Consider the following 20,185-nt stretch of genomic DNA (forward strand, 5'->3'; position numbering starts at 1 on the left):
TACAGGAGCGCACCCGTATGAGGACCCGTAACTTGACCTTCTCCGTGTCCTGTCTGCTGGCCGCGACACTCGTCGCGGGATGCGGCGGCATGCCGGGCCAGACCGGCGCGGACTCGGACAAGGTCTACGGCCAGCTCCAGGGACTGGCCGGCACCGAGCAACGCGCGCAGGCAGAGGAGCTGGCCAGGAAGGAGGGAAACACCCTCTCCCTCTACACCTCGATGACCGCAGACATAGCGACCCCGATCGCCAAGGCCTTCGAGAAGAAGTACGGCATCCGCGTCAGCGTCTTCCGCGGCAACTCGGAGACGGTCCTCCAGCGGACCTTGCAGGAACAGGAGGCCGGCCGCCCGGGGGCCGACGTCGTCGAGACCAACTTCGCGGAGATGGCCATTCTCTCCGATCAGGGCCATCTCGCGGACTACAACGGCTCCGCTCTCGACAAGGTCCAGCCGACCGGGAAGTTCGACCACTGGACGGCCACCCGCTTCAACGTGTTCCAGCCCGCCTGGAACACCACGAAGATCAAGCCCGGTGACGAGCCCCGGAGCTGGGAGGACCTGGCCCTGCCCAAGTACCGGGGCAAGATCACCCTGGAGGTCAGCGACAGCGACTGGTTCGAGAACGTCACCAAGTACTGGCTCGATCACGGAAAGTCACAGGCCGAGGTGGACACCCTCTGGAAGGCGATCGCCGCCAACTCCAAGGTGGCCAAGGGCCACACCACGATGATGCAGTTCCTGACCTCCGGCCAGACCTCGATGGAGGCGATGAACTACACCTACATCACCACCAGGGCCGCCGAGGACGGCGCGCCCGTGACCTATCTGCCCGCGAGCGGCGTCTCCACCATCCCCGCCTTCGCCCGGCCCAACGGAGTCGGCATGGTCAAGGGCGCGCAGCACCCGGCCACCGCCTGGCTGTTCTACGACTGGCTGCTCACCGACGGCCAGAAGACCCTCGTGGACCTGCACCTCACCCCCTCCACCAAGGTCCCCGGCGACAAGAGCGTCGCGGGACTCACCCTCGTACCGTTCGATGTCGAGGGCCTGACCAAGGACGACACCATCTGGGACGAGAAGTACGACGCGCTGCTCCGCGGCACCGACACGGTGGGGCGGTGACGCGCGATGGCACTCGCCTCCACAGCCACCAGCCCGCAGGGCGGCCAGGGAACACCGGGCAAGGGGGCCTCCCCCGAGCCCGCTTCCCCCGGAAGGATCGCGGGGCTGCTGCGGCGGCTGCTCTCCTTCCAGGGGCTCCTGGTCGGCGGCGCCGTTCTGATCGTCGGCTATCTCGCCCTCGTGCCGCTGGGCTATCTCATCCATGACACCTTTCTGAACACCACCGGCAGCGGAGTCTCGTTCGGCGCGTTCAGCCGCGCCTACGGGGGCAACTCCCAGGCCGGCTCGATGTTGCTCAACTCGCTGGGATTCGCCCTCGGCTCGGCGGCGCTGGCGCTGGTGCTAGGTACGGTGCTGGCCTATGTCCAGGTCCGTACCGACACCCCCTTCAAGGGACTGTTCTTCGCTGCCTCGATGGTGCCGCTCATCGTGCCCGGCATCCTCTACGCCACCTCGTGGATCTTCCTCGGCGACCCGTCGAGCGGGGTCATCAACACCCTGATCCTCAAACCGCTGTTCGGCATCTCGCCGGTCAACATCTTCAGTGTGTGGGGCATGATCTGGGTTCAGGGACTGCATCTCGCCCCTGTCACCTTCCTCCTCATGGTCGCCGCGTTCCGGGCGATGGACCCCTCGCTGGAGGAGTCCGCCGCGATGTCCGGGGCCCGGCGGCTCACCGTGCTGCGGCGGATCACCGTCCCGCTGCTGCGTCCGGCGATGATCTCCGCGGCACTGCTGATGTTCGTCCAGTCGCTGGAGAGCTTCGAGGTGCCGGGCCTACTGGGGCTCCAGAACGGCATCTACGTCTTCACCAGCCGGATCTACTTCGTCCTGCGCGCCTATCCGATCGACTACGGGGCCGCCGGCGCCCTCGCCATCGGACTGCTGGTCATCGCGGCGGCCGGGGTGCTCCTCTCCGGCTGGCTCCAGCGCTCCTCGCGCAACTTCCAGACGGTGACCGGCAAGGCGTTCCGGCCCCGGCCGGTGGACCTGGGCCGTGCGCGGCCCTGGGTCGGCGCCGGAGTGATCGTGTACTTCCTGGTCACGGTGGTCCTGCCGGTCGCGGTCCTCGTCTACGCGTCCCTGCTCAAGTACTACGCCGCGCCTTCCCGAGAGACGCTCAGCTCGATGTCGCTGGAGAACTACAGCGAAGTCCTGCACATGCCCCTCGCCTTCACCGCGCTGAAGAACTCGCTGATCGTCGGCGTCGGCGCGGCCACGGCGGTCATGCTGCTGACCTCGGTCGTCTCCTGGGTGGTGCTGCGCACCAGGGCACCGGGGCGGCGGGTGCTCGACCTGCTCGCCTTCACCCCCATCGTGATCCCCGGGCTGGTCCTCGGCCTGGCGCTCTCCTTCGTCTATCTGCGGATGCCGCTGCCGATCTACGGCACGCTGCTGATCCTGCTGGTGTCGTACTGCACGCGCTATCTGCCGTACGGCATGCGCTACTCGTCCGCGGCGATGGCCCAGATGTCGCCGGAACTGGAGGAGTCGGCGGCGGTCTCGGGCGCCTCGTGGTTCCAGACCTTCCGACGGGTGCTGCTGCCGCTGATGAGCAGCGGCATCCTGGCCGGCTGGGTCTACATCCTCGTCGTGTCCTTCCGCGAGCTGTCGAGCACGATCCTGCTCTACAGCCCCGGCAAGGAAGTGCTCTCGGTCCTGATCTGGGAGCAGTTCGAGAACGGCCAGTTCACCACGCTCGCCGCGCTCGGTGTCTGCATGGTCCTGATCCTCGTCCTGCTCGTCTCCATCGCCTACCGCCTCGGAGCCCGCTTCGGGCTGCAGGGCGACTCGTCGAACTAGCACCTGCCCGAAGGGACACCAGGGATGCTGACTGTCGAATCCCTCGCCAAGAGCTACGAATCGTCCGCGGGCTCGGCACGCCGCCGCAAGTCCGCCGACAGCACCCGTGTCTTCGCCGTCGACGGGGTCGACTTCGAAGTGCACGACGGTGAGCTGTTCACGCTGCTCGGTCCGTCCGGCTGCGGCAAAACCACGACCCTGCGCTCCATCGCGGGCCTCGAACACCCCACGGCCGGCCGGGTCAGCCTCGGCGACCGGGTGCTGTTCGACGCCGCGAAGGGGATCAATCTGGGGGCCAACCGTCGTGGTTTCGGCATGGTCTTCCAGTCGTACGCGATCTGGCCGCACATGTCGGTCTTCAAGAACGTCTCGTTCCCGCTCGATGTGATGCCCCGTGCCAAACGGCCGGAGCGCAAAGAGATCGAGGAGCGCGTCCAGCAGGTGCTCGAAGTGATCGAACTGGGCGCGTACGCCTCCCGGCCGGCCACCAAGCTCTCCGGCGGCCAGCAGCAGCGCCTCGCGCTGGCGCGGGCACTGGTGACGCAGCCGGAGCTGATGCTGCTCGACGAGCCGCTCTCCAATCTGGACGCCAAGCTGCGCGAGAGCATGCGCTTCGAACTCAAGCGGCTCCAGCGGGAGCTGAACCTCACCGCGATCTATGTGACCCACGACCAGTCCGAGGCGCTGGTGATGTCCAACCGGATAGCGGTGATGAACAAGGGGCGCATCGAGCAGATCGGCAAGCCGCGCGAGATCTACACCAAGCCGGCCACCCGGTTCGTCGCCGAGTTCATCGGCTCGTCCAACTTCATCGAGGCCAAGGTGGTGTCGGTGACGGGCGACGAGGTGACCGTCGAGACCACACAGGGGCGGCTGGTGGCCCGGGATTGTCCGAAGACGCCCGCCGCGGGGGACTCGGTTCTGCTGTCGATCCGGCCGGAGTCGATCGATGTCTCCACCACACCGCGGGGCAATGTGCCCAACGAGTGGTCGGGGAAGGTCCGTACGCGTGCCTTCCTCGGCGATGCCATCGATCACATCACCGGGGTCGGCGACCTGGAGATCCGCAGCCGCTCCAACCCGACGGTGTCGATACCACCGGGCACCGAGGTGCATCTCACCGTGGCACCGGAGAAGGTCACGCTCGTACCGGTCGACTGAGATGTACGTGGCACCTGTGCGGCTCTTCCGGGACCGGCCCGGCCCCGGAAGAGCCGCCCGGTCACACCGGCCCAGGAGCGGACGCCGGAACAAGGGAGAGGCGTAGTGTCCCGCATGGCGATACCCGAGGTGCTGCGCAACCGCGACTTCACCCTCTACTGGAGCGGTGTGATCCTGTCCCAGATCGGGACGCGGGGAGCCATCGCCGCCAATCTCTACCAGGTCTACCAACTCACCGGCTCCACCGCGCAGGTGGGCCTCGTCGGCCTCGCGCAGGCCGTCGCCCTGCTGGTGCTGTCGCCGCTCGGCGGGATCTACGCCGACCGGCTCGACCGGCGGCGCCTGTTGCAGGTGACCCAGTGTCTGGCACTCGTCGTGTCGGTGGGGCTCGCCGCCGTCACCCTCGCCGACGCGGCCACCGTTTGGACGGTCGTCGTCTCCTCGCTGCTGGCCACGGCGGCGGCGACCTTCGACCAGCCGGCCCGCCAGGCGCTGATCCCCGCGATGGTGCCGAGGGAGCGGCTCGTCGACGCCTTCGCCCTGCTCAACCCCTCGCGCGAACTGGCGGTTCTCGTGGGCCCGGCGCTCGCGGGTCTGCTCATCGCGGCCGGCGGGCCCGGCGCGGTCTATGTCTTCGACGCCGTGACGTACGGGGCGCTCGTCGCCGTCCTCGCGGTGCTGCGGGTTCCGCCGCTGGCCGTGGCCGACGAGCGGCGGTCGCTGCTGGAGAGCCTGCGGGAGGGCGTGGCGTACGTCAGCCACAAGCCGCTGGTATGGCAGCTCATGGGGCTCGATCTGGCGGCCACGGTGTTCGGCGCCTACAGGGTGCTGCTGCCCGCGTTCGCCGCGGACGTTCTGCACACCGGAGCCACCGGGTACGGTCTGCTCAGCGCCGCGCCCTCGGCGGGGGCGCTGATCGGTTCCGTATGGGTCTTCAAGCTGGTGCGTACGGCGCGCTCGGGCCGGATCGTCCTGTGGGGCACGGCCGCGTACGGGCTGGCCGTGACGGGTCTCGCGCAGTCCCGGGTGTTCCCGGTGGCGATCGTGATGGCCCTCGCCCTCGGCGCCGCGGACGCGCTCGCCACCACCGTCCGGCATGCCGCGGTGCAGGTGGAAACACCGGACACACTGCGCGGACGGGTCTCCGCCATCTACCAGATGTGCTCGCGGGGCGGTCCCGCGATCGGGGACTCGGTGATCGGCGCGCTCGCCGGAGTGGCGGGTCCCGTACTCACCCTCACGCTCGGCGGCCTGGTCCCCGCCGCCGCGTCCGGGCTGAGCGCCCTCGGCAGCCGTACGGTCCGCGACTACAGCGTGCCGAAGGCGCAGCCCGCCTCCCCCTGACCCGCCGCGCCCCTCCTCCTCATACCTCTCGTACACCTCTCGTCGTACATCTCCCGCCCATCGACACCGGGAAGGCACCATGAGTACGCACACCACGACCGAAACCACCCACTACCACGTGCAGAAACGCCGCCGCGCCCAGTTCATCGAGGAGTGGCGGAAGAACCACCGCACCGTCGTCGCGCACGAGGACGTCGAGACCCATCCCACCTCGCGCGGCAGCAGGGTGGGGGTGTACGTCGGCGCCGACGGCGACCGGCCGACCCGCACCATGGATGCCCTGGTCCATGAACTCGACCCCGGGACGACAAGCACAACACACCGGCACTCGTGGGACGCCATGGTGTTCGTGGTGGCCGGGCACGGCTGGTCGGAGATCGACGGGGAGCACATCGAGTGGGGGCCGGGCGACTCGCTGCACTTCCCGGCCTGGTCCTGGCACCGCAGTGGCAATGCCGGGGAGCCGGGGGACGCGACCGCCCGGTATCTGACCTTCTCCAGTGAACCGCTCCTGGAGACGATGGGCATGGCCGTCATCGAGGACGCGGGACACACTCCCTGGGAGGAACTCCCGCCGCGCCCGCCGTACTCCGAGGGACGCGACGGGGCCGACCCGTACGCGGCGCGGCTTCGCCGGCTCGCCCGCGACCAGCGGGCCCGCCGCTCGGGACGGCTGCACACGAGTTGGGACGAGCTGGAACTGCGCAACACCCCGCGCGGCACCCGTACCACCTTCCTGCTCGACCGGGCCATCGGCTACCAGGCCTCGGGCATCACCATGGCCATGTTCGAAATCGGGCCGGGCCGCGCCCAGTCGATGCACCGGCACCCGGGCGAGGCCTGGCTTTATGTGGTGGAGGGCTCGGGCGAGAGCTATCTGGGCACCGAGCCGGAGGGCGGCGAGCGGCACCCCTGGAAGAAGGGCGACCTGATCGTCGTCGACCACTTCCTGTGGCACCAGCACATCAACACCGACCCGTCGCAGACGGCGAAGGTGGTGCGCATCCATATGTTCGACAGCCTGCTGGAGACAATGCGGGCGTTGTGCGATCCGCTGGTGCTCTTCGAGGAGCCGCCGGACCACATCCGGGACGCCCAGGCCGGTGACCCGACGACCATCGAGTGGCCGCCGCTGCAGCGGCCCACCTGGCCATGAGCGCTCGCGTCATGAGCAGGAGCGCGGTGGGCGCGAACGGAAGGTGTACGAGGTGACAGTGGCGTTGCCACACGGTGTGGCGGGGATCCATGCCCTGCCCGCCGGGCACCACGACGGCCCGTGGGACGCGGTGATCACCGATCCCCGGGTCAAGGAACGGCTGCTCGCGACCGCTGTCCTCGTGCTCCGGCACGGGGCGCGGCTCGCGGGCTCCGCCGTGGCCCCGCACGGTCTGATCGTCCTGGCGGGGCCACCGGGCACGGGCAAGACGACCCTGGCCCAAGGCCTCGCGCAGGCCGCCGCGCGGACCCTGGCGCCGCACGGCGCGACCACTCTGGTCGAGGTCGATCCGCACGCCTTCCCCAGCGAGATGCTGGGCGAGAGTCAGCGCTCGGTGTCCCGGCTCTTCCGGGACACCCTGCCGGAACTGGCCGCGCGCCGTCCGCACACCGTGGTCCTCGTGGACGAGGTGGAGGCGCTGGCGGTGCGCCGGCAGGCCGCCTCGTTCGACACCAATCCCGTCGATGTCCACCGGGCGACCGATGCCGTCCTCAGCGGGCTGGACACGCTGCGCGCCGAGCGCCCCGGCACACTGCTGGTGGTCACGACGAACTTCGCCGAGGCGGTCGACGACGCCTTCCTCTCCCGCGCCGACCTGGTCGTACGGACCGCTCTGCCGGACGAGTCCGTGATCCCCCTGATCGTGGCCGACTCGCTGCGTGAACTCGCGGCGCAGTGGCCCGCGTTGGGGCCGCTGGCCGAGGACAACGCGGTGCACCGGCGTGTGGGCGAACTGCTCACCGGTCTGGACGGACGGCGCATACGCAAGACGGTGCACGGCGCCCTCGCCCTGCGGCTGGAGACCGCGCGTGAACCGTCCCTGCTGGGGGCGGACGATCTGATCGCGGCGGCGGAGGAGAGCGCGGCGGGCGGGCCCTGGGCCGGTGTGTGAGCCCCGGGCCGGTGTGTGAAACGTACGCGAGTGTGAACGCACGACGAGGCCGCGTCCCCCGACCGGGGGGCGCGGCCTCGTGCGTGGCGGGCGTTTCGGCCGTTACCGCTCGCTGTACTCGGGAGCGTCCTCCAGGAAGTGGACGTTGTCGTAACCGAGGTGCTTGAAGACACGGTTCTGCGAGGAGAAGACGCGCAGCGGTGTGCCGTCGGCGGCGAAGAGCTGGCAGATGTGGTTCTGCGGTACGTAGAGGGTGTCGCCCTGCGTGATCTCGTACCGGGTGGGCTCCAGGGCGATCCGCGCGTAGTACTTCTCGGCGATCTCGGCCTCGACCTCCCACTGGAGGGCGTAGCCGCCGCCTTCGAGGACGTAGAAGACCTCGTCGGCCATCTTCCAGTACTTGCCCGAGCGGCTGCCGGCGGGGATGTCGAGTTCGAAGGCGTCGACGGAGAAGATCCGCGCGTCGGTGCGCTCCGGGGAGGACATCACCCGGACCCGGCCGAGCGGGGTGTTCTCCCACTTGGTGTCCGCCGGGCTGATGACCTTCTTGCGGTCCAGGACACCCGGGGTCCAGATGCTGGACCAGTCCTCGCGGGGCCCGAACTCGGCCTCACGCTTCACCGGGCCGCTGCGGCCCTGCTGCCACAGGCCCATGAACATCCACGTGCTCTTGGCCTTGACGACCAGTGCGGTGGCCGTCTCGCCGTACGGGTTGAAGTGGCGGTGGACGGAGTCGGTGTGGACGAAGACGAGGTCGTCCTTGGCCCAGTCGTAGCGCTGGTCGTCGTGGATCTCGTAACCGCGCCCGCGCAGGATGTAGAAGGCCGCCTCGTTCTGGTGACCGTGTCCGTGATTGCTGGACTCGGGCGGAAGTTCCACGAAGTGGACCTGGATCGTCTGGGTGAGGAAGTCCTCGTCACCGGGGCCGACACGCCACCAGGTACGGGACTGCTCGCTGTCGCCGGAGTGGCCGACCTTGGCGTCGTCGACGACCACCGAGTCGTCGCGCACTCTCTCCACCGCGAGCTGCCGCTGGCGGAATTCGTCGAGACCGTAGGTCTCGGACGTCAGGCCGCGGACGAAGACTCGTCCTTTCGCTCCCATGGGTCCTCCTGTGCTGTGCGGGCATAGTGGTGCGTCATCTGCAGTTCGGTTCAGTGGTCTAACCATAATACCTGCGAGGTCGCCCGTCACCCCTTGGAACGGCCCGGCCTCCGGATGTCCCGTCCCTCCGAAGCTGAGGCAGCCTCGGTCTGTGTGAGGCATCTGGGCAGGCTGGCATCTGGGCAGGCTCCTCATCCGCCGGGCGTGCGATCCCTGTGGCTGACGGTCCGGAAGCGGCGGCGAGCCCATCCGCGTGCACACACGTGGGTTCCACGACAACGTCTGCGTCCAAGCCGGGCAGGCAGCCGATCTCAGTCGCCGGAGGCGTTGGTTCTCGCGAGAAGAAGGGCGATGTCGTCGTCGGACGGGCCATGGGGCACCAGAGTGGCGACGACCGATGCGCACAGGTCGTCCAGGACAGGGACGGGGCACGCGAGCGCCGCGCGCAGCCGCTCCAGTCCCTCGTCGACGTCGCGGTCGCGAGTCTCTATCAGACCGTCGCTGTACAGCGCGATCACGCTGTCCTCCGCCAGCTCCACCTCGATCGCCTCTCCGAAGGAGCCCATGCCCACCCCGAGTGGTGCGCCCGGTGGCACGTCGGCGAAGTCGACCGCTCCGCCCGGGGAGACGATCGCGGGCGGAGGGTGACCGGCACTGGCCATGGTCAAGCGCCGGGTCGAGGGGTCGTACACGCCATACAGGCAGGTGGCCCAGACCATCGACGACGACGTGGAACTGTCGTCGTCGAATCGGTCACGGGCGATGTCGACGGCGAGTTCGTCCATGAGGGCCAGCAGTTCGTCGGGCGGCACCTCCAACTTGGTGAGCGCGCGCACCATGGCGCGAAGGCGCCCCATGGTGACTGCCGCGTTGATGCCGTGACCGAGGACGTCTCCGACGACCAACGCGACGCGGGCGCCGGACAGCGGGATGACGTCGACCCAGTCCCCGCCGACGCCGCCATCCGCGGGCAGGTAGCGGGAGGCCACCTCGACCGCGCTGCCACCGGAGAGACGGTGCGGCATCAGATCGCGCTGCATCGCGAGGGCTGCCGTTCGCTCGCGTGTGTAGCGCAAGGCGTTGTCCAGGCTCACGGATGCCCGAGCCGCGAGAGCCTCGGCGAGGACGAGGTCGGCTCTGCTGAACGGGACCGGGTTCTCATAGCGCCAGAATTGGGCGATGCCGAGTGTCGTTCCGTGGGCCTGCAGGGGGACGATCATCAGAGAGTGCATCCCGGTCCGGCGAATGATCCCGGCGCGGAACGGGTCGTTGTCGAGCCAGGTGCCGCGAGAGGTGTCGAGGACAGGCTCGAAGTGGGATGTCCGGCTGCTGAGCACGCTGGTGAAAGGGGATGCCGGGGGGACGAAGACCGGCGTTCCGGGCGCCCAGAGGGACTCGCGCAGGTCGCCATGGAGGGAGGCGACCCCGCCACGGTAGAAGCCGGAGATGCTGGTGTCGGTGGACGTGAGGTGCTCCAGCGGCTCCTTCCCCAGTGTCACGGCATCGACGAGGTCGACCGTGACGTGGTCGGCCACGTTCGACACCGCGGTCTCCGCCAGTTCCTGGCTGGTGACCATCGGGTCGAGACTGGTACCGATGCGGCTTTCCGCTTCGCTGAGCAAGGCCATCCGCCCGCTCTCCCGCCCGCCGCTGACCTGCACAACCAGCGAACACGCGCCCACTGACCGGTCATCCGGCCCGCCGAGTCGAACGATGGCGATCCAGTAGTAGTGGGCTGTGCGCTTCGCTCTCGGGGTCGGCCACAGCGCGTGCCCGAGCAGCGGCACGCCGCTCTCCAGCACCTCCGCCATGGTGGATTCCACGAACTCGGGGTGACGGGCGTCCACCAGGTCGGTGACGTGGCCGCCCACCACCGGACCAGAGCGGTAGATGTCCTGGTTGTGGACGCTGGGGTTGAACCATAGGCAACGCAGGTCCCGGTCCCAGACGGCCAGACTGATCGGCGCATAGGCGAAGAAGCTGTTCAAGACCGCCGGCTCCAACCCAGGGCGGGCCGACGGATCAAGCCCCCACACGAGCCATCCCGCGCCGCCATCGGCGCTCAGGGGAACGACCCGAAGATCCGCGGATGCCTCGATGCCGTTGCGGCGGCTGACCCGCGCACGCCCCGACCACAGGTCACCCGCGAAGACGTCGGAAGGAGCAGGGCCGCCCGATGCCAACAACCCCTCAGCGGGGCGATGGAGCGCCTCATCGACCGAATAGCCCCAAAGGCGCTCGGCGGACGCGGTCCACACGGCCACCGTCCGATCGGCACCTACAACCGCCAGGACGTCGACCGAGCCGGGGACCACCTCTTTTACCGAGGGTACGAAAGGGTCACAAGCGGCCATCGTTCAACTATGCCTCGCGTCTGCGGCCGCTTGACAGGGCCCACCCCTGCCCACCCCTGAAAGTTGCTGAGACTCGGCGCTGGGCGAACCAGATCGTTGGAGACTCCGGGCACACAGAAAGGCGCCCCATGACGGGGTATCGTCATGGGGCGCCGGTGGGGCTCGACGGGTGCTCCGTGGGTGCCGGCCGGATAGGTGTCAGTCCGTGGCAGCGCCACCTTCCGTGTGTTCGTCCTTGACACGGGACGCCGTCCGCTGAAGGTGGGCGTTCATGGTCGCGGTCGCGGCGTCGAGGTCGCGTGCGGCGACGGCTTCGACGAAGTCCCGGTGCTCCTTCGAGCCGAGCCGGCCCATCTGCGGCTCGACGGTCTGGGCCTGCCTCAGGCTCATCAGCAGCGGGCCGTGGAAGGACTCCACCAGCATCTTGATCGCGGCGTTGTGCGTACAGGCCGCGACACGGGTGTGGAAGTCGGCGGACAGTTCCATGGTGTACTCGCCGCGCTCCAGCGCCTCGGCATGCTCGTCGCACATCGCCCGCAGGGCGTCCAGGTCCTCCTGTGTCGCCCGTTCGACGATCAGGGGGACGATGCCCAGCTCGACGACGAGGCGCGCCTCGGTGACCTCGGCGGCGGTGAGCGGCGACAGGGACAGCAGGGTGGCGAGACCCTCCCCCACCTGACGCGCGTCCGGCGTGGTGACGAAGGCGCCGCCCCGGGCACCGACCCGGATCTCCACGAGTCCGCTCGCCTCAAGGATGCGAAGCGCTTCGCGTACGGTCACCCGGCTGACCCCGAAGTGCACGCACAGCTCGCGCTCACTGGGCAGTCGGTCGCCGGGTTTCAGCCGCTCCTCCTTCAGCAGAAGCCGGATCTGATCGACGATGACCTGCGAGACACGGCTGGAGGAAACGGTCTTGAACAGCTCTTCGGGCACGGGAAGTCGCCCGGCAGGCGTCTCGCCACCGGTTTGAGCTGCCGAAGGCTGGCTCCTGGGTCGGGTTGGCATGCGCACAGTGTCCCATGACGGGACGCTCGATTGACGACCCTGAGACCAATGGTTTAAGGTCATACCAAAATACCAACAAGGTTGCCGGGAGGGCGCCCGATGACCCACGGTGTGCCGGGTGACGAGGCACCGCGCGAGGAGTACGGGTACGAGTACGAGGCACTGCGCGAACGCGTCGCCGTGGCGTGCCGGGTGCTGGCCGTCACGGGACTGGTCGAGCACATCCTCGGCCACGTCAGCGCGCGCGTGGGCGCGGAGAGGCTGTTGGTACGAGGACGGGGGCCCCGGGAACGGGGGCTGGCCTTCACCGTCGCCGACGATGTCCAGGAGGTGGACCTCGACGGCCGCAGGGCGGAGCACGGCGCCACCGACGGATGGGCGCCGCCCAACGAACTTCCCCTCCACACCGAGATCCTGCGCGCCCGGCCGGATGTCACCGCGGTCGTGCACGCGCATCCGCCCGCGGTCGTCGCCGCCTCGGTCGCCGGGCTCCCCTGGCTCCCGCTGGTCGGCTCGTACGACATCCCCGCCGCCCGCCTCGCCCGCGATGGCATCCCGGTCTGGCCCCGCTCGGCCCTGATCCGCCGCCGCGATCTGGCCGCACCGATGACCGCCGCGCTCGGCGACCGCCCGGTGGTGGTACTCAGAGGACACGGCCTGGTGACCGTGGGCACCGGCGATCCCGCCGATGCCGTCGCCACTGCCATCACCCTGGCCCTGGCGGTGAATTCACTGGCGAAAATGACCCTGTCCGTCGCCGCCACCGGCGCCCCTCTCCGCCCGATCAGCGACGAGGACCTGGCCGAACTCCCCGACCTGGGCCCCTCGTTCACGACCACAACGATGTGGCACCACCTGGAAGCCCGGGCCGCGCAGGAGGGTCCCAGTACCCCACTGCGCTGACCACCGGCCGGGACGCTTCGAGGTCCAGGACGAGCGCGGAGCGCACGGGATGCCGACCGAGTTGCTTCCGACTCGGGGTGCTCCACCCGTCGAAGCCCGGAGCGTCCGGGATTTGATGGGGTATCAGGTGGTGATGGGGGCGGTCCGGGCGCAGTTCTTCCACTCGACCCTGGGTTCGCCTCGGCGCTCGTCCTGGTGATATCGACGTCCGGCGCCCGCTCCGACACGGCGGCTGGATTGACGGATTGGGGTCACTCCGCTCTGGGCAGTGAGCAGGAAAGTCATGTCATGTGCACGACTAACTCTCCTGCAAGGAGGTCGACCATGCACGTCCGCAAGCTGACCAGCGGGTTCGCTGCCGCCCTGGCCCTGACCCTTTCTCTGATGGGTGGCCAGGCCGTGGCCGCTCCTTCCGCGGACGCGGACCGAGCCTTGGCCGCGCGTGTTGTCACCTACGACGCCGGCGGTTCCGCGGAATTCAGGTCCGCGGTCGACCGGGGCGCGGCAATCTGGAACGAAAGCGTCGACGCTGTCGAACTACGACCGGCCGCTGCCGGACAACGCGCCAACATACGGGTCCTGGCGGACGACGGCTGGCCCCGGGCCATCACCACGTCACTCGGCAACGGAACCGTCTACATCGGGCGGCAGGCGGTGGACCAGGGCCACAACACGATCCGCATCTCGGCTCACGAACTGGGCCACATTCTGGGCCTGCCGGACCGCAAGCCCGGCCCCTGTTCGAGCCTGATGTCCGGTTCCAGCGCGGGAACCACCTGCACGAACCCCTACCCGAACACGGCTGAGAAGGCGGAGGTCGAGGGCAACTTCGGCGGCGCGTTCGCGCCGACGGCCGGAGCGGTGCCGCTCAACGTCCTGATCGTGGACTGACACGCGGCACGGGACCCCCGAGCCGGAGCGGCCGTACGCCTCGGAGCGCGGATCGCGTTCCGAGGCGTGCGCGGTGCTGGGATGCCGAGCGGCCCGGACCAGGTCGTGAGGGAGGGGTGCGGTCCTGAAGTCCGCCATGGGTGACCTTGCCGCGGTGCGGCAGGTGAGACGCGCATCACATCCGGTCCTGTCACGTCTCCCCGAGCAGTTCCGTCAGTGAGGTGTCATCACCAACAACGGCAAGGATTGCACCATGGATGCTCGCTTGAACCTCTTCGGCAACCCGCTCGTGGCCCGGTCCCTGAAGCACATCGCCTCCGCGGGCAAGGTGCTCTCGGACTCGACGCTGCCGGCCGCGACGCAGGAGCTGGTGAAGCTCCGCGCCAGTCAGATCAACGGCTGCGGTTTCTGCACCGACATGCACACCAAGGAAGCCGCGCACGCCGGTGAGACCGCCACCCGCCTCAATCTGGTCGCGGCCTGGCGGGAGGCCACGGTGTTCACCGACGCCGAGCGCGCCGCCCTGGAGCTGGCGGAACAGGGCACCCGCATCGCCGACGCGGCCGGCGGCGTCACCGACGAGGCCTGGGCGGACGCCGCCAAGCACTACGACGAGGAACAGCTCGGCGCCCTGGTGTTGGCGATCGCCCTCATCAACACCTTCAACCGCATGAACGTCATCGTCCAGCAGCCCGCCGGCGACTACCAGCCCGGACAGTTCGGATAACGAGGAGTGTCGGAGTGACTGCCGGTGCCGTCTCGCACCGGCAGGCCACGCCCTGGGCATCCCTCACCGGGGCCCAGGGCGAAACCATGCCCTACCGGTCCAGGCTCTGCCAGAAGGAAGCCACCGTGAGAGAGCGGCTCGCCGGGCGGGAAATCGGGTCCCAGCTGACCGCTCACATCGAGCGGAGCCTGCGTAAGGCACGGCGTCTGGATGCTGAGGCTCCGGTGGGCACCGTCCTGATCCCGACGGACGGTCGGTCAGTTCAGGACATCGCCATTCACGTGCTCCAGGCAGCCGCTTGGTAGAGGTGAGGGCGACAACCGAGCCTGAGAGAGCAAGGCCGTCCGGCCGTTGTCAGTGCCTGCTGGCAGGATCAGCGGCATGACACCATTGCTTCTCACCGACATCGAACAAGCCATTCGCAGCAGTTGGAGTGCCAGGACGTGCACGCCCGAGTTCCGGTCGCGCTGGAACATGGAGAATCCGGCTCGGGACCAGTGCGGGGTGACCGCCATGGTGCTCAATGACCTGCTGGGAGGAGAGTTGATCCGGGGAGAGGTCCACGTCAACGCGGAGCGGGTGGACTACCACTGGTGGAACCGTCTGGGCATGGGCATCGAGATCGACCTCACCCGCGAGCAGTTCGGGCCGGAGGAGACCGTTGTCGGAGGCATCGTCATTGCCCGCCCGCCGGAGACCGAGTGGCGCAGGCTCCATGAGGAGTACGAGCTTCTCCGCGACCGTGTCATGGAGAAGCTCAACCGGTAGCCGACGACGGCCTCTGCGGCAAGGTGCCTATGAGCTCAAGTCAGGGGATTCTGACGGCGAGTGTGGCCATGTCGTCGTCGCGGGGGCCACCGGTCCAGTGGTGGATGGCGTGGGTGAGTTCGTCGAGTACGGCGGCCGGGTTGGGCCCGGGGTGTCCTCGGTTGATCACCAGCAGCGTCTGGTCCCGGTGGTCGATCTGAGCGATCAGTGCCGTGGCGAATTCCTCGTGGCGTGACTCCGGTGGATGCTGTCGACTGTCGGACGGAGGTGTCGAGGATGACGTGGAAATCCCTGCGTGACGCTCTGGACATGCGCCGTGCGTCCACGCCATCCGGACCCCGGTCCACTGAGGCCGGCGCGCTGGCCCTGGTCTATCGGGGGCGCACTCAGGAGGACATGGACTGTGCCGATACGGTGGTCGGTCTGCTCTCGCGCGGTCCCTGGGGTCTGGACGTCCGTACCTCGGGGCCACGGGGAGAACTGCCTCTGTCTTCCGGCACTCTGGCGCGGGCCCGGATGTACGCGCAGCCCGGCGGCGGCTCCCTGAGCCCCGCTTATCAGGAATTGAGGCAGCACTCCGGGGCGATCCGTGACTTCGTCGAAGACGGTGGCCGCTACCTGGGCTTCTGTCTCGGCGGCTATCTCGCCGGACGGGACGAGGGATTCGGTCTGCTGTCCGGCGAGGTCGACCAGTACATCGTCTCACCGGGCGCCACGGTCACCACCGAGGACAACGCCCTGGTCGAGATCGAGTGGCGGGGCCGGCCGCGCACGGTCTTCTTCCAGGACGGACCGTACTTCTCGCTCCGTCGGGATCCGGGTACGACAGTGCTCGCCAGGTACACGAACGGCCTGGCCGCCGCGCTCGTCACCTCCTACGGGGCGGGCAGGGTCGCCGTCGTGGGGCCTCACCCGGAGGCCACCGGGGACTGGTTCGAGGACCCCCCGCTTCCCTTCCAGGACACGCGTGATCTGGCCGTGGATTTCGCCGGCAGCGCACTGGACGGCTGACCGAGCCGGGCCGCCGGAGAGTTCCGCCTCGGGGTCGGCGTGCGGCGTCGTCTCGTGGACGACCGGAGGATCCCCGGCTCGGACGTCGCGTTCTTCGGTTACTGGCGTCGGGGCCGCTCCAGCCCGGGACCCGCGCCCGTCAGCCTGTCGTGATCTCCACCGACAGGTCGTTGTCGACCGTGTAGTACGGGCGCGCCTTCAGGCCGTCGAGTGCCGTGTCCGGGTACACGAAGACCTTCTTGCGGTCCGCGAGGTCGTCCAGGAGCCGGGCCATCCGCACCGGGGGCGCGGCGGCGCACGGGCGTACGAACACGTCCCACACCGCCGGGCCCGCGCCGCTGCCCGGTGTGCTCAGCAGGTCGCGGTAGCCGACGGTGAAGGAGAAGGCGTGATCGCTCTCCGCGGCCAGGTCCACCTCCCGTACGGTGCCGCCCTTTCCCCGGCGGCGCAGCAGTGCCACCGCTCCGGTGCCCAGTTCGGCGCCGAAAAGCCGGCCCCGTACGGTTGTCGCGCCGTCGGCGACACGGATACGGTCCGCTTCCGCGTGTGTGGGGCGCAGCCAGGCGCGTACGGCGAAGTAGCCGTCCAGGGTGGCGTACGGGATCCGGACCGCCAGGGGTGAGTGAGTGCTGTCGGGAGCGCGGCCCGTCACCAGGGCCCGCAGGTCACGGATGCCGGGGAGGAGCCGCCGCCGCGGTTCGCCGGGCGAGGGCAGGACGTAGGCGTCCCACCGGCCCTCCTCGAAGGCGGGCGCCGCGTCGATGGTCGCCCGCCAGCGGTCCCGGCCGGGTACCGGTTCCAGGTCGAACACGCGCCTGACCTCTTCGGGTTGTCCCTTCGGCGGGCGCAGACGCAGCAACAGTCGGGGCGCGGAGGCCGGGGTGTTCGGCGTGTCCGGGGAGGTGAGCCGTATGACGATGCGGTTCTCCGCGTCCACCGTGCAGTCGGCGCGGGGGCGCGGTCTCTCGGCGGCCGGCCCTTCCTCACGCGGGATCCCGCCGCCTACGCTCCCGTCCTCGGCTCTCCCGTCCTTGGCACTCTCGCCCCGCGTGTTCTCCCCACGCGGGATTCCGTCGCGGAGGCTTTCGTCGCGGGCCGGGCTCATCGCTTCGCCTTTCTTACGGTCTTGAGGATGGTGCTGGCCGCCGAGTAGGCGGCGTCGCGGGCCGCGTAGCCGCCGGTCACCAGAGCGCGGTCGATGCCGGTGGTGCGCGCGGCCGGAGGGCGGCCGGCCGCCCTCGCCGACCTCAGCGCGTCGAACAGTTCTTCGGCCTGTGCCACGACCGGCCCGGGGGCGTACCGCTCGGAGTTCTTCAGCGCCGTGCGCCCCATCCGGCGGCGTGTCTCGTCGTCGCGTACGAGGTCGAGCAGGGCGGCCGAGAGGGCTTCGCGGTCGCCGACGGGTACCAGCCTGCCGTCCGCGCCGTCCGCGATGATCTCGGCCGGACCGTGCGGACAGTCGGTGCTGACGACGGGGAGACCGCAGCGCATCGCCTCGACGATCGTCATGCCGAAGGGCTCGAAGTTCGATGTCGCGGCGGCGATCGAGCCCTTGGCCCACTCGGCCTCCATCGGGGTCGCGGCGCCCATCAGGAAAACGTTGTCGTACAGGCCGAGTTCCTCGATGAGCCGTCTCAGCCGGTCGTGTTCCTCGCCCTTGCCGTAGACGCGCAACTGCCAGTCGGGACGCTCGGCCACCACTGCCGCGAACGCCTCGATGAGCAGGTCGTACCGCTTCACCCGAACCAGCCGGCCCGCGGCCACCACAACGGGGGCGGTGCCGTCCGAGGGCGGGAGCGACGGGTCGGGGACACTGTTGGGCAGCGCTTCCACGCGGACGCCCGGCAGCCACATCTTCTTGCGGTACGCGGCGGCGTCGGCGTGGGTGACGGTGGTCAGGGCGTCCAGGCGCGGATAGACCCGGCGCAGTACGCGGCGCAGTCTCGGCGGGTGGTTGTCCAGGGTGAGATGTTCCTGCCCCACCCGAACGGTCCGGGCCGGAGTCTGGAGGGCGATGTGCACGTTCAGGCCCGGACGCGTGCCCACCACGACATCGGCGTCCGTCGCCCCCAGGAACTCCCCGAGCCGCTGGTCGGTGAGTTCGCTGTACTGCCCGTAGCGGTATTCGTATGAGGGGAACACCTTCGCCGGGCTCAGATGCAGTGGATGTTCGCTCTCCTGCCGCAGGTCCACGAGCGGGCGCAGCCGTATTCGTGGGTCCGGTGTCAGGTTCGGGCTCTCCCGGTGCCGGAACACGGAGACGATTTCCACCTCATGCCGCTCGGCCAGCGCACCGGCCAGGTTGTACGTCGTGGTGATGGTCCCCCCTATCCCGTAGGCGTTATGAATGAGAAAAGAAATCTTCATGCAGCTATGGACCGCGTTGTTCACCGTGGCGTTCCACGCGTTATGCGATCTTGAGGCAACCGCGTCGATTCCGTGTCCGGTGACCGGCGCACATCGCCCGCCCGTCATCCGCCCGTCCCCAAGTGCCCACAGGCACGGGGCGCGTGGTGGTCACCGGGATCCCAGACAGAGCGGAAGGACGGCCCAGGCCCGCGGCGGGCGTTCCCGTCAGTCCCTCAGCGCGACCGGCCCGTCCGTGGAGAAGTCCGAGGAGAAGTGCGTGAAGTCCTCCGGCACACCGTGGCGTTCGTTCCCCTCGTCATCGCAATAGTGCCATTCGAACGGCACACCCCGGGCAGTCATCACGTCCGGGCCGTCCATCAGCTGGAAGTGCAGATGCGGCTCGGACGAGTTGCCGGAGTTCCCGCACTCCGCGAGCTCCTGTCCCGCCGTGACGCGGTCGCCCACGCCTACCCGGAGGGAGCCGCGCCGCAGATGCGCGTAGACCGCGTACCGACTGTCGCCGATATCCAGCACGAGGTAATTCCCCAGCAGATGGCACGGCCACCCCGTGATCCGCACAAAGGCCTCCACGTAGAGGAGGGCCAGGCCGGGCAGTGATGTCCGGCTCAGGTGGTCGCGCTGACGGCTCGCGGCCGCGACGACCACCGCGTCGGCCGGGGCGAGCAGGGGCCTGCCGAAGGACGGGTAGGAACGCGGACGCCGGCCGAAGGGCCACCACCAGTTGGGGGGCGGCGTGTGCGGTGTGTCCGCGTCGCCCTGCGGCGGGTCGTACTTCAGGTCGATGGCGTAGGTCTGAGCATGGCTGTGCGTATGGCTCGGGACCTTCGTGGCAGGCCCGTTGAGCGCTGTCCACCGGCCGGTGGCGGGCAGCAGGACCAGCTCGGGTCTCCGGTCCCGGGGCGGGCGTTGGGTCCGTACCAGGGCCCAGCGCAGGAGCAGCCCGACGGCGAGCAACGCGACGCCCGTGTACCACAGCGGTCCGATGCCTTGGACGTTCATCGCGATGCACAGTGTTCCGGCACCGAACAGCAGGCCGTGGCGCTTCCACACTGTCACCATCAGGCACACCCCTCGCGCGTTCCCGGAAGCGGGGGCGCCTCCGGCAGACGGACGATCCGTCAGTCACGAGCCGACATCAGCTCCACCGTCAGCAAACCATCCGATGTCCCGTTATGGCCAACGGTTGTCAGGCCGGGGTGTCGGACGTCTCCCGCAGTGTGCGCGGACGCATATCGGTCCAGTGCTCATTGACGAAGTCGATGGCGGTCTGACGGTCCACATCGTTCAGCGCGGCCGTCCAGCCCGCCGGGGCCGGGCTGAAGGAAGGCCACAGGGAATGCTGGCCCTCGTCGTTGACCAGGACATGGAAGACACCGTCCGTGTCGTCGAAGGGGTTCGTGTTCACAACAGATCGTTCCTCTCAGCGGGGCGGGACAATGGCCGGGAAAGGGGAGGGAGTTCAGGGATCCGGGGATCCGTGGTTCAGGGGCCGGGAGCCAGGGCTCGGGGCTC

20 protein-coding genes are annotated in these 20,185 nt (G+C 69.1%); 12 read left to right on the forward strand and 8 right to left on the reverse strand.

Features of this window, described 5'->3' with window-relative positions; genetic code table 11:
* The first annotated feature begins 17 nt into the window (after positions 1-17).
* The 6 genes from ACIRQP_RS18825 (at position 18) to ACIRQP_RS18850 (ending at position 7,540) form a co-directional block, all read left to right on the forward strand.
* Complete coding sequence (locus ACIRQP_RS18825; protein WP_403890995.1) at positions 18-1,124, forward strand: ABC transporter substrate-binding protein; 1,107 nt, start codon at positions 18-20, stop codon at positions 1,122-1,124.
* A gap of 6 nt (positions 1,125-1,130) precedes the next feature.
* On the forward strand, positions 1,131-2,927 hold the full coding sequence (locus ACIRQP_RS18830; protein ID WP_403890998.1) for an ABC transporter permease: 1,797 nt from the start codon (positions 1,131-1,133) through the stop codon (positions 2,925-2,927).
* Between the two features lie 24 nt (positions 2,928-2,951).
* Positions 2,952-4,088 (forward strand): ABC transporter ATP-binding protein, encoded by a 1,137-nt coding sequence (locus tag ACIRQP_RS18835; protein WP_403891001.1) that lies wholly within the window; start codon positions 2,952-2,954, stop codon positions 4,086-4,088.
* Positions 4,089-4,202: 114 nt separating this feature from the next.
* Positions 4,203-5,432 carry an MFS transporter gene (locus ACIRQP_RS18840; RefSeq protein WP_403891003.1) on the forward strand — a complete coding sequence of 410 codons (1,230 nt, stop codon included), beginning with the start codon at positions 4,203-4,205 and terminating at the stop codon, positions 5,430-5,432.
* Between the two features lie 79 nt (positions 5,433-5,511).
* Positions 5,512-6,588: a cupin domain-containing protein gene (locus ACIRQP_RS18845; RefSeq protein ID WP_403891006.1), complete on the forward strand. Its 1,077-nt coding sequence runs from the start codon at positions 5,512-5,514 to the stop codon at positions 6,586-6,588.
* A 52-nt stretch (positions 6,589-6,640) separates the two neighbouring features.
* Positions 6,641-7,540: an AAA family ATPase gene (locus tag ACIRQP_RS18850; RefSeq protein ID WP_403891009.1), complete on the forward strand. Its 900-nt coding sequence runs from the start codon at positions 6,641-6,643 to the stop codon at positions 7,538-7,540.
* Between the two features lie 102 nt (positions 7,541-7,642).
* Here the strand turns inward: ACIRQP_RS18850 and ACIRQP_RS18855 are convergent, their stop codons facing one another.
* From ACIRQP_RS18855 to ACIRQP_RS18865, 3 genes are all read right to left on the reverse strand, one after another.
* A complete protein-coding gene (locus ACIRQP_RS18855) occupies positions 7,643-8,644 on the reverse strand; it encodes a cupin domain-containing protein (RefSeq protein ID WP_403891011.1) in 1,002 nt (333 codons plus the stop codon).
* Between the two features lie 311 nt (positions 8,645-8,955).
* On the reverse strand, positions 8,956-10,632 hold the full coding sequence (locus ACIRQP_RS18860) for a PP2C family protein-serine/threonine phosphatase (protein WP_403891014.1): 1,677 nt from the start codon (positions 10,630-10,632) through the stop codon (positions 8,956-8,958).
* Positions 10,633-11,196: 564 nt separating this feature from the next.
* A complete protein-coding gene (locus ACIRQP_RS18865) occupies positions 11,197-12,003 on the reverse strand; it encodes a FadR/GntR family transcriptional regulator (RefSeq protein ID WP_403891017.1) in 807 nt (268 codons plus the stop codon).
* 99 nt (positions 12,004-12,102) lie between these two features.
* Between ACIRQP_RS18865 and ACIRQP_RS18870 the strand changes: the two genes are divergently transcribed.
* The 5 genes from ACIRQP_RS18870 to ACIRQP_RS18890 all read left to right on the forward strand — a co-directional run bounded on the left by ACIRQP_RS18870 (position 12,103) and on the right by ACIRQP_RS18890 (position 15,292).
* Positions 12,103-12,906 (forward strand): class II aldolase/adducin family protein, encoded by an 804-nt coding sequence (locus tag ACIRQP_RS18870; protein ID WP_403891019.1) that lies wholly within the window; start codon positions 12,103-12,105, stop codon positions 12,904-12,906.
* Positions 12,907-13,230: 324 nt separating this feature from the next.
* Positions 13,231-13,797: a snapalysin family zinc-dependent metalloprotease gene (locus tag ACIRQP_RS18875; protein ID WP_403891022.1), complete on the forward strand. Its 567-nt coding sequence runs from the start codon at positions 13,231-13,233 to the stop codon at positions 13,795-13,797.
* 253 nt (positions 13,798-14,050) lie between these two features.
* Entirely contained in the window at positions 14,051-14,524 is a 474-nt protein-coding gene (locus ACIRQP_RS18880) for a carboxymuconolactone decarboxylase family protein (protein ID WP_403891025.1), read from the forward strand.
* Between the two features lie 14 nt (positions 14,525-14,538).
* Positions 14,539-14,829 carry a hypothetical protein gene (locus ACIRQP_RS18885; RefSeq protein ID WP_403891028.1) on the forward strand — a complete coding sequence of 97 codons (291 nt, stop codon included), beginning with the start codon at positions 14,539-14,541 and terminating at the stop codon, positions 14,827-14,829.
* Between the two features lie 76 nt (positions 14,830-14,905).
* Positions 14,906-15,292, forward strand: coding sequence for a hypothetical protein (locus tag ACIRQP_RS18890; protein ID WP_403891031.1), 387 nt, complete (start codon positions 14,906-14,908; stop codon positions 15,290-15,292).
* A gap of 40 nt (positions 15,293-15,332) precedes the next feature.
* Here the strand turns inward: ACIRQP_RS18890 and ACIRQP_RS18895 are convergent, their stop codons facing one another.
* Positions 15,333-15,461: a hypothetical protein gene (locus ACIRQP_RS18895; protein WP_403891033.1), complete on the reverse strand. Its 129-nt coding sequence runs from the start codon at positions 15,459-15,461 to the stop codon at positions 15,333-15,335.
* Positions 15,462-15,568: 107 nt separating this feature from the next.
* On the opposite strand from ACIRQP_RS18895, the gene ACIRQP_RS18900 reads away from it, so the two are divergent.
* The gene (locus tag ACIRQP_RS18900; RefSeq protein WP_403891036.1) at positions 15,569-16,303 is read left to right on the forward strand and encodes a BPL-N domain-containing protein; all 735 of its coding nucleotides are present in this window, start codon (positions 15,569-15,571) and stop codon (positions 16,301-16,303) included.
* Positions 16,304-16,442: 139 nt separating this feature from the next.
* On the opposite strand, the gene ACIRQP_RS18905 is transcribed toward ACIRQP_RS18900, so the two are convergent.
* The 4 genes from ACIRQP_RS18905 to ACIRQP_RS18920 all read right to left on the reverse strand — a co-directional run bounded on the left by ACIRQP_RS18905 (position 16,443) and on the right by ACIRQP_RS18920 (position 20,078).
* Positions 16,443-17,408: a hypothetical protein gene (locus ACIRQP_RS18905; protein WP_403891039.1), complete on the reverse strand. Its 966-nt coding sequence runs from the start codon at positions 17,406-17,408 to the stop codon at positions 16,443-16,445.
* A complete protein-coding gene (locus ACIRQP_RS18910) occupies positions 17,405-18,670 on the reverse strand; it encodes a glycosyltransferase family 4 protein (protein WP_403891042.1) in 1,266 nt (421 codons plus the stop codon). Before ACIRQP_RS18910 ends, ACIRQP_RS18905 begins: the two co-directional genes overlap by 4 nt.
* 207 nt (positions 18,671-18,877) lie before the next feature.
* A complete protein-coding gene (locus tag ACIRQP_RS18915; RefSeq protein ID WP_403891045.1) occupies positions 18,878-19,732 on the reverse strand; it encodes a M23 family metallopeptidase in 855 nt (284 codons plus the stop codon).
* A gap of 127 nt (positions 19,733-19,859) precedes the next feature.
* Positions 19,860-20,078, reverse strand: coding sequence for an MbtH family protein (locus tag ACIRQP_RS18920; protein ID WP_403891048.1), 219 nt, complete (start codon positions 20,076-20,078; stop codon positions 19,860-19,862).
* Between the last annotated feature and the right edge of the window lie 107 nt (positions 20,079-20,185).

The sequence above is a fragment of the Streptomyces sp. NPDC102274 genome (assembly GCF_044766385.1).
GTDB lineage: Bacteria > Actinomycetota > Actinomycetes > Streptomycetales > Streptomycetaceae > Streptomyces.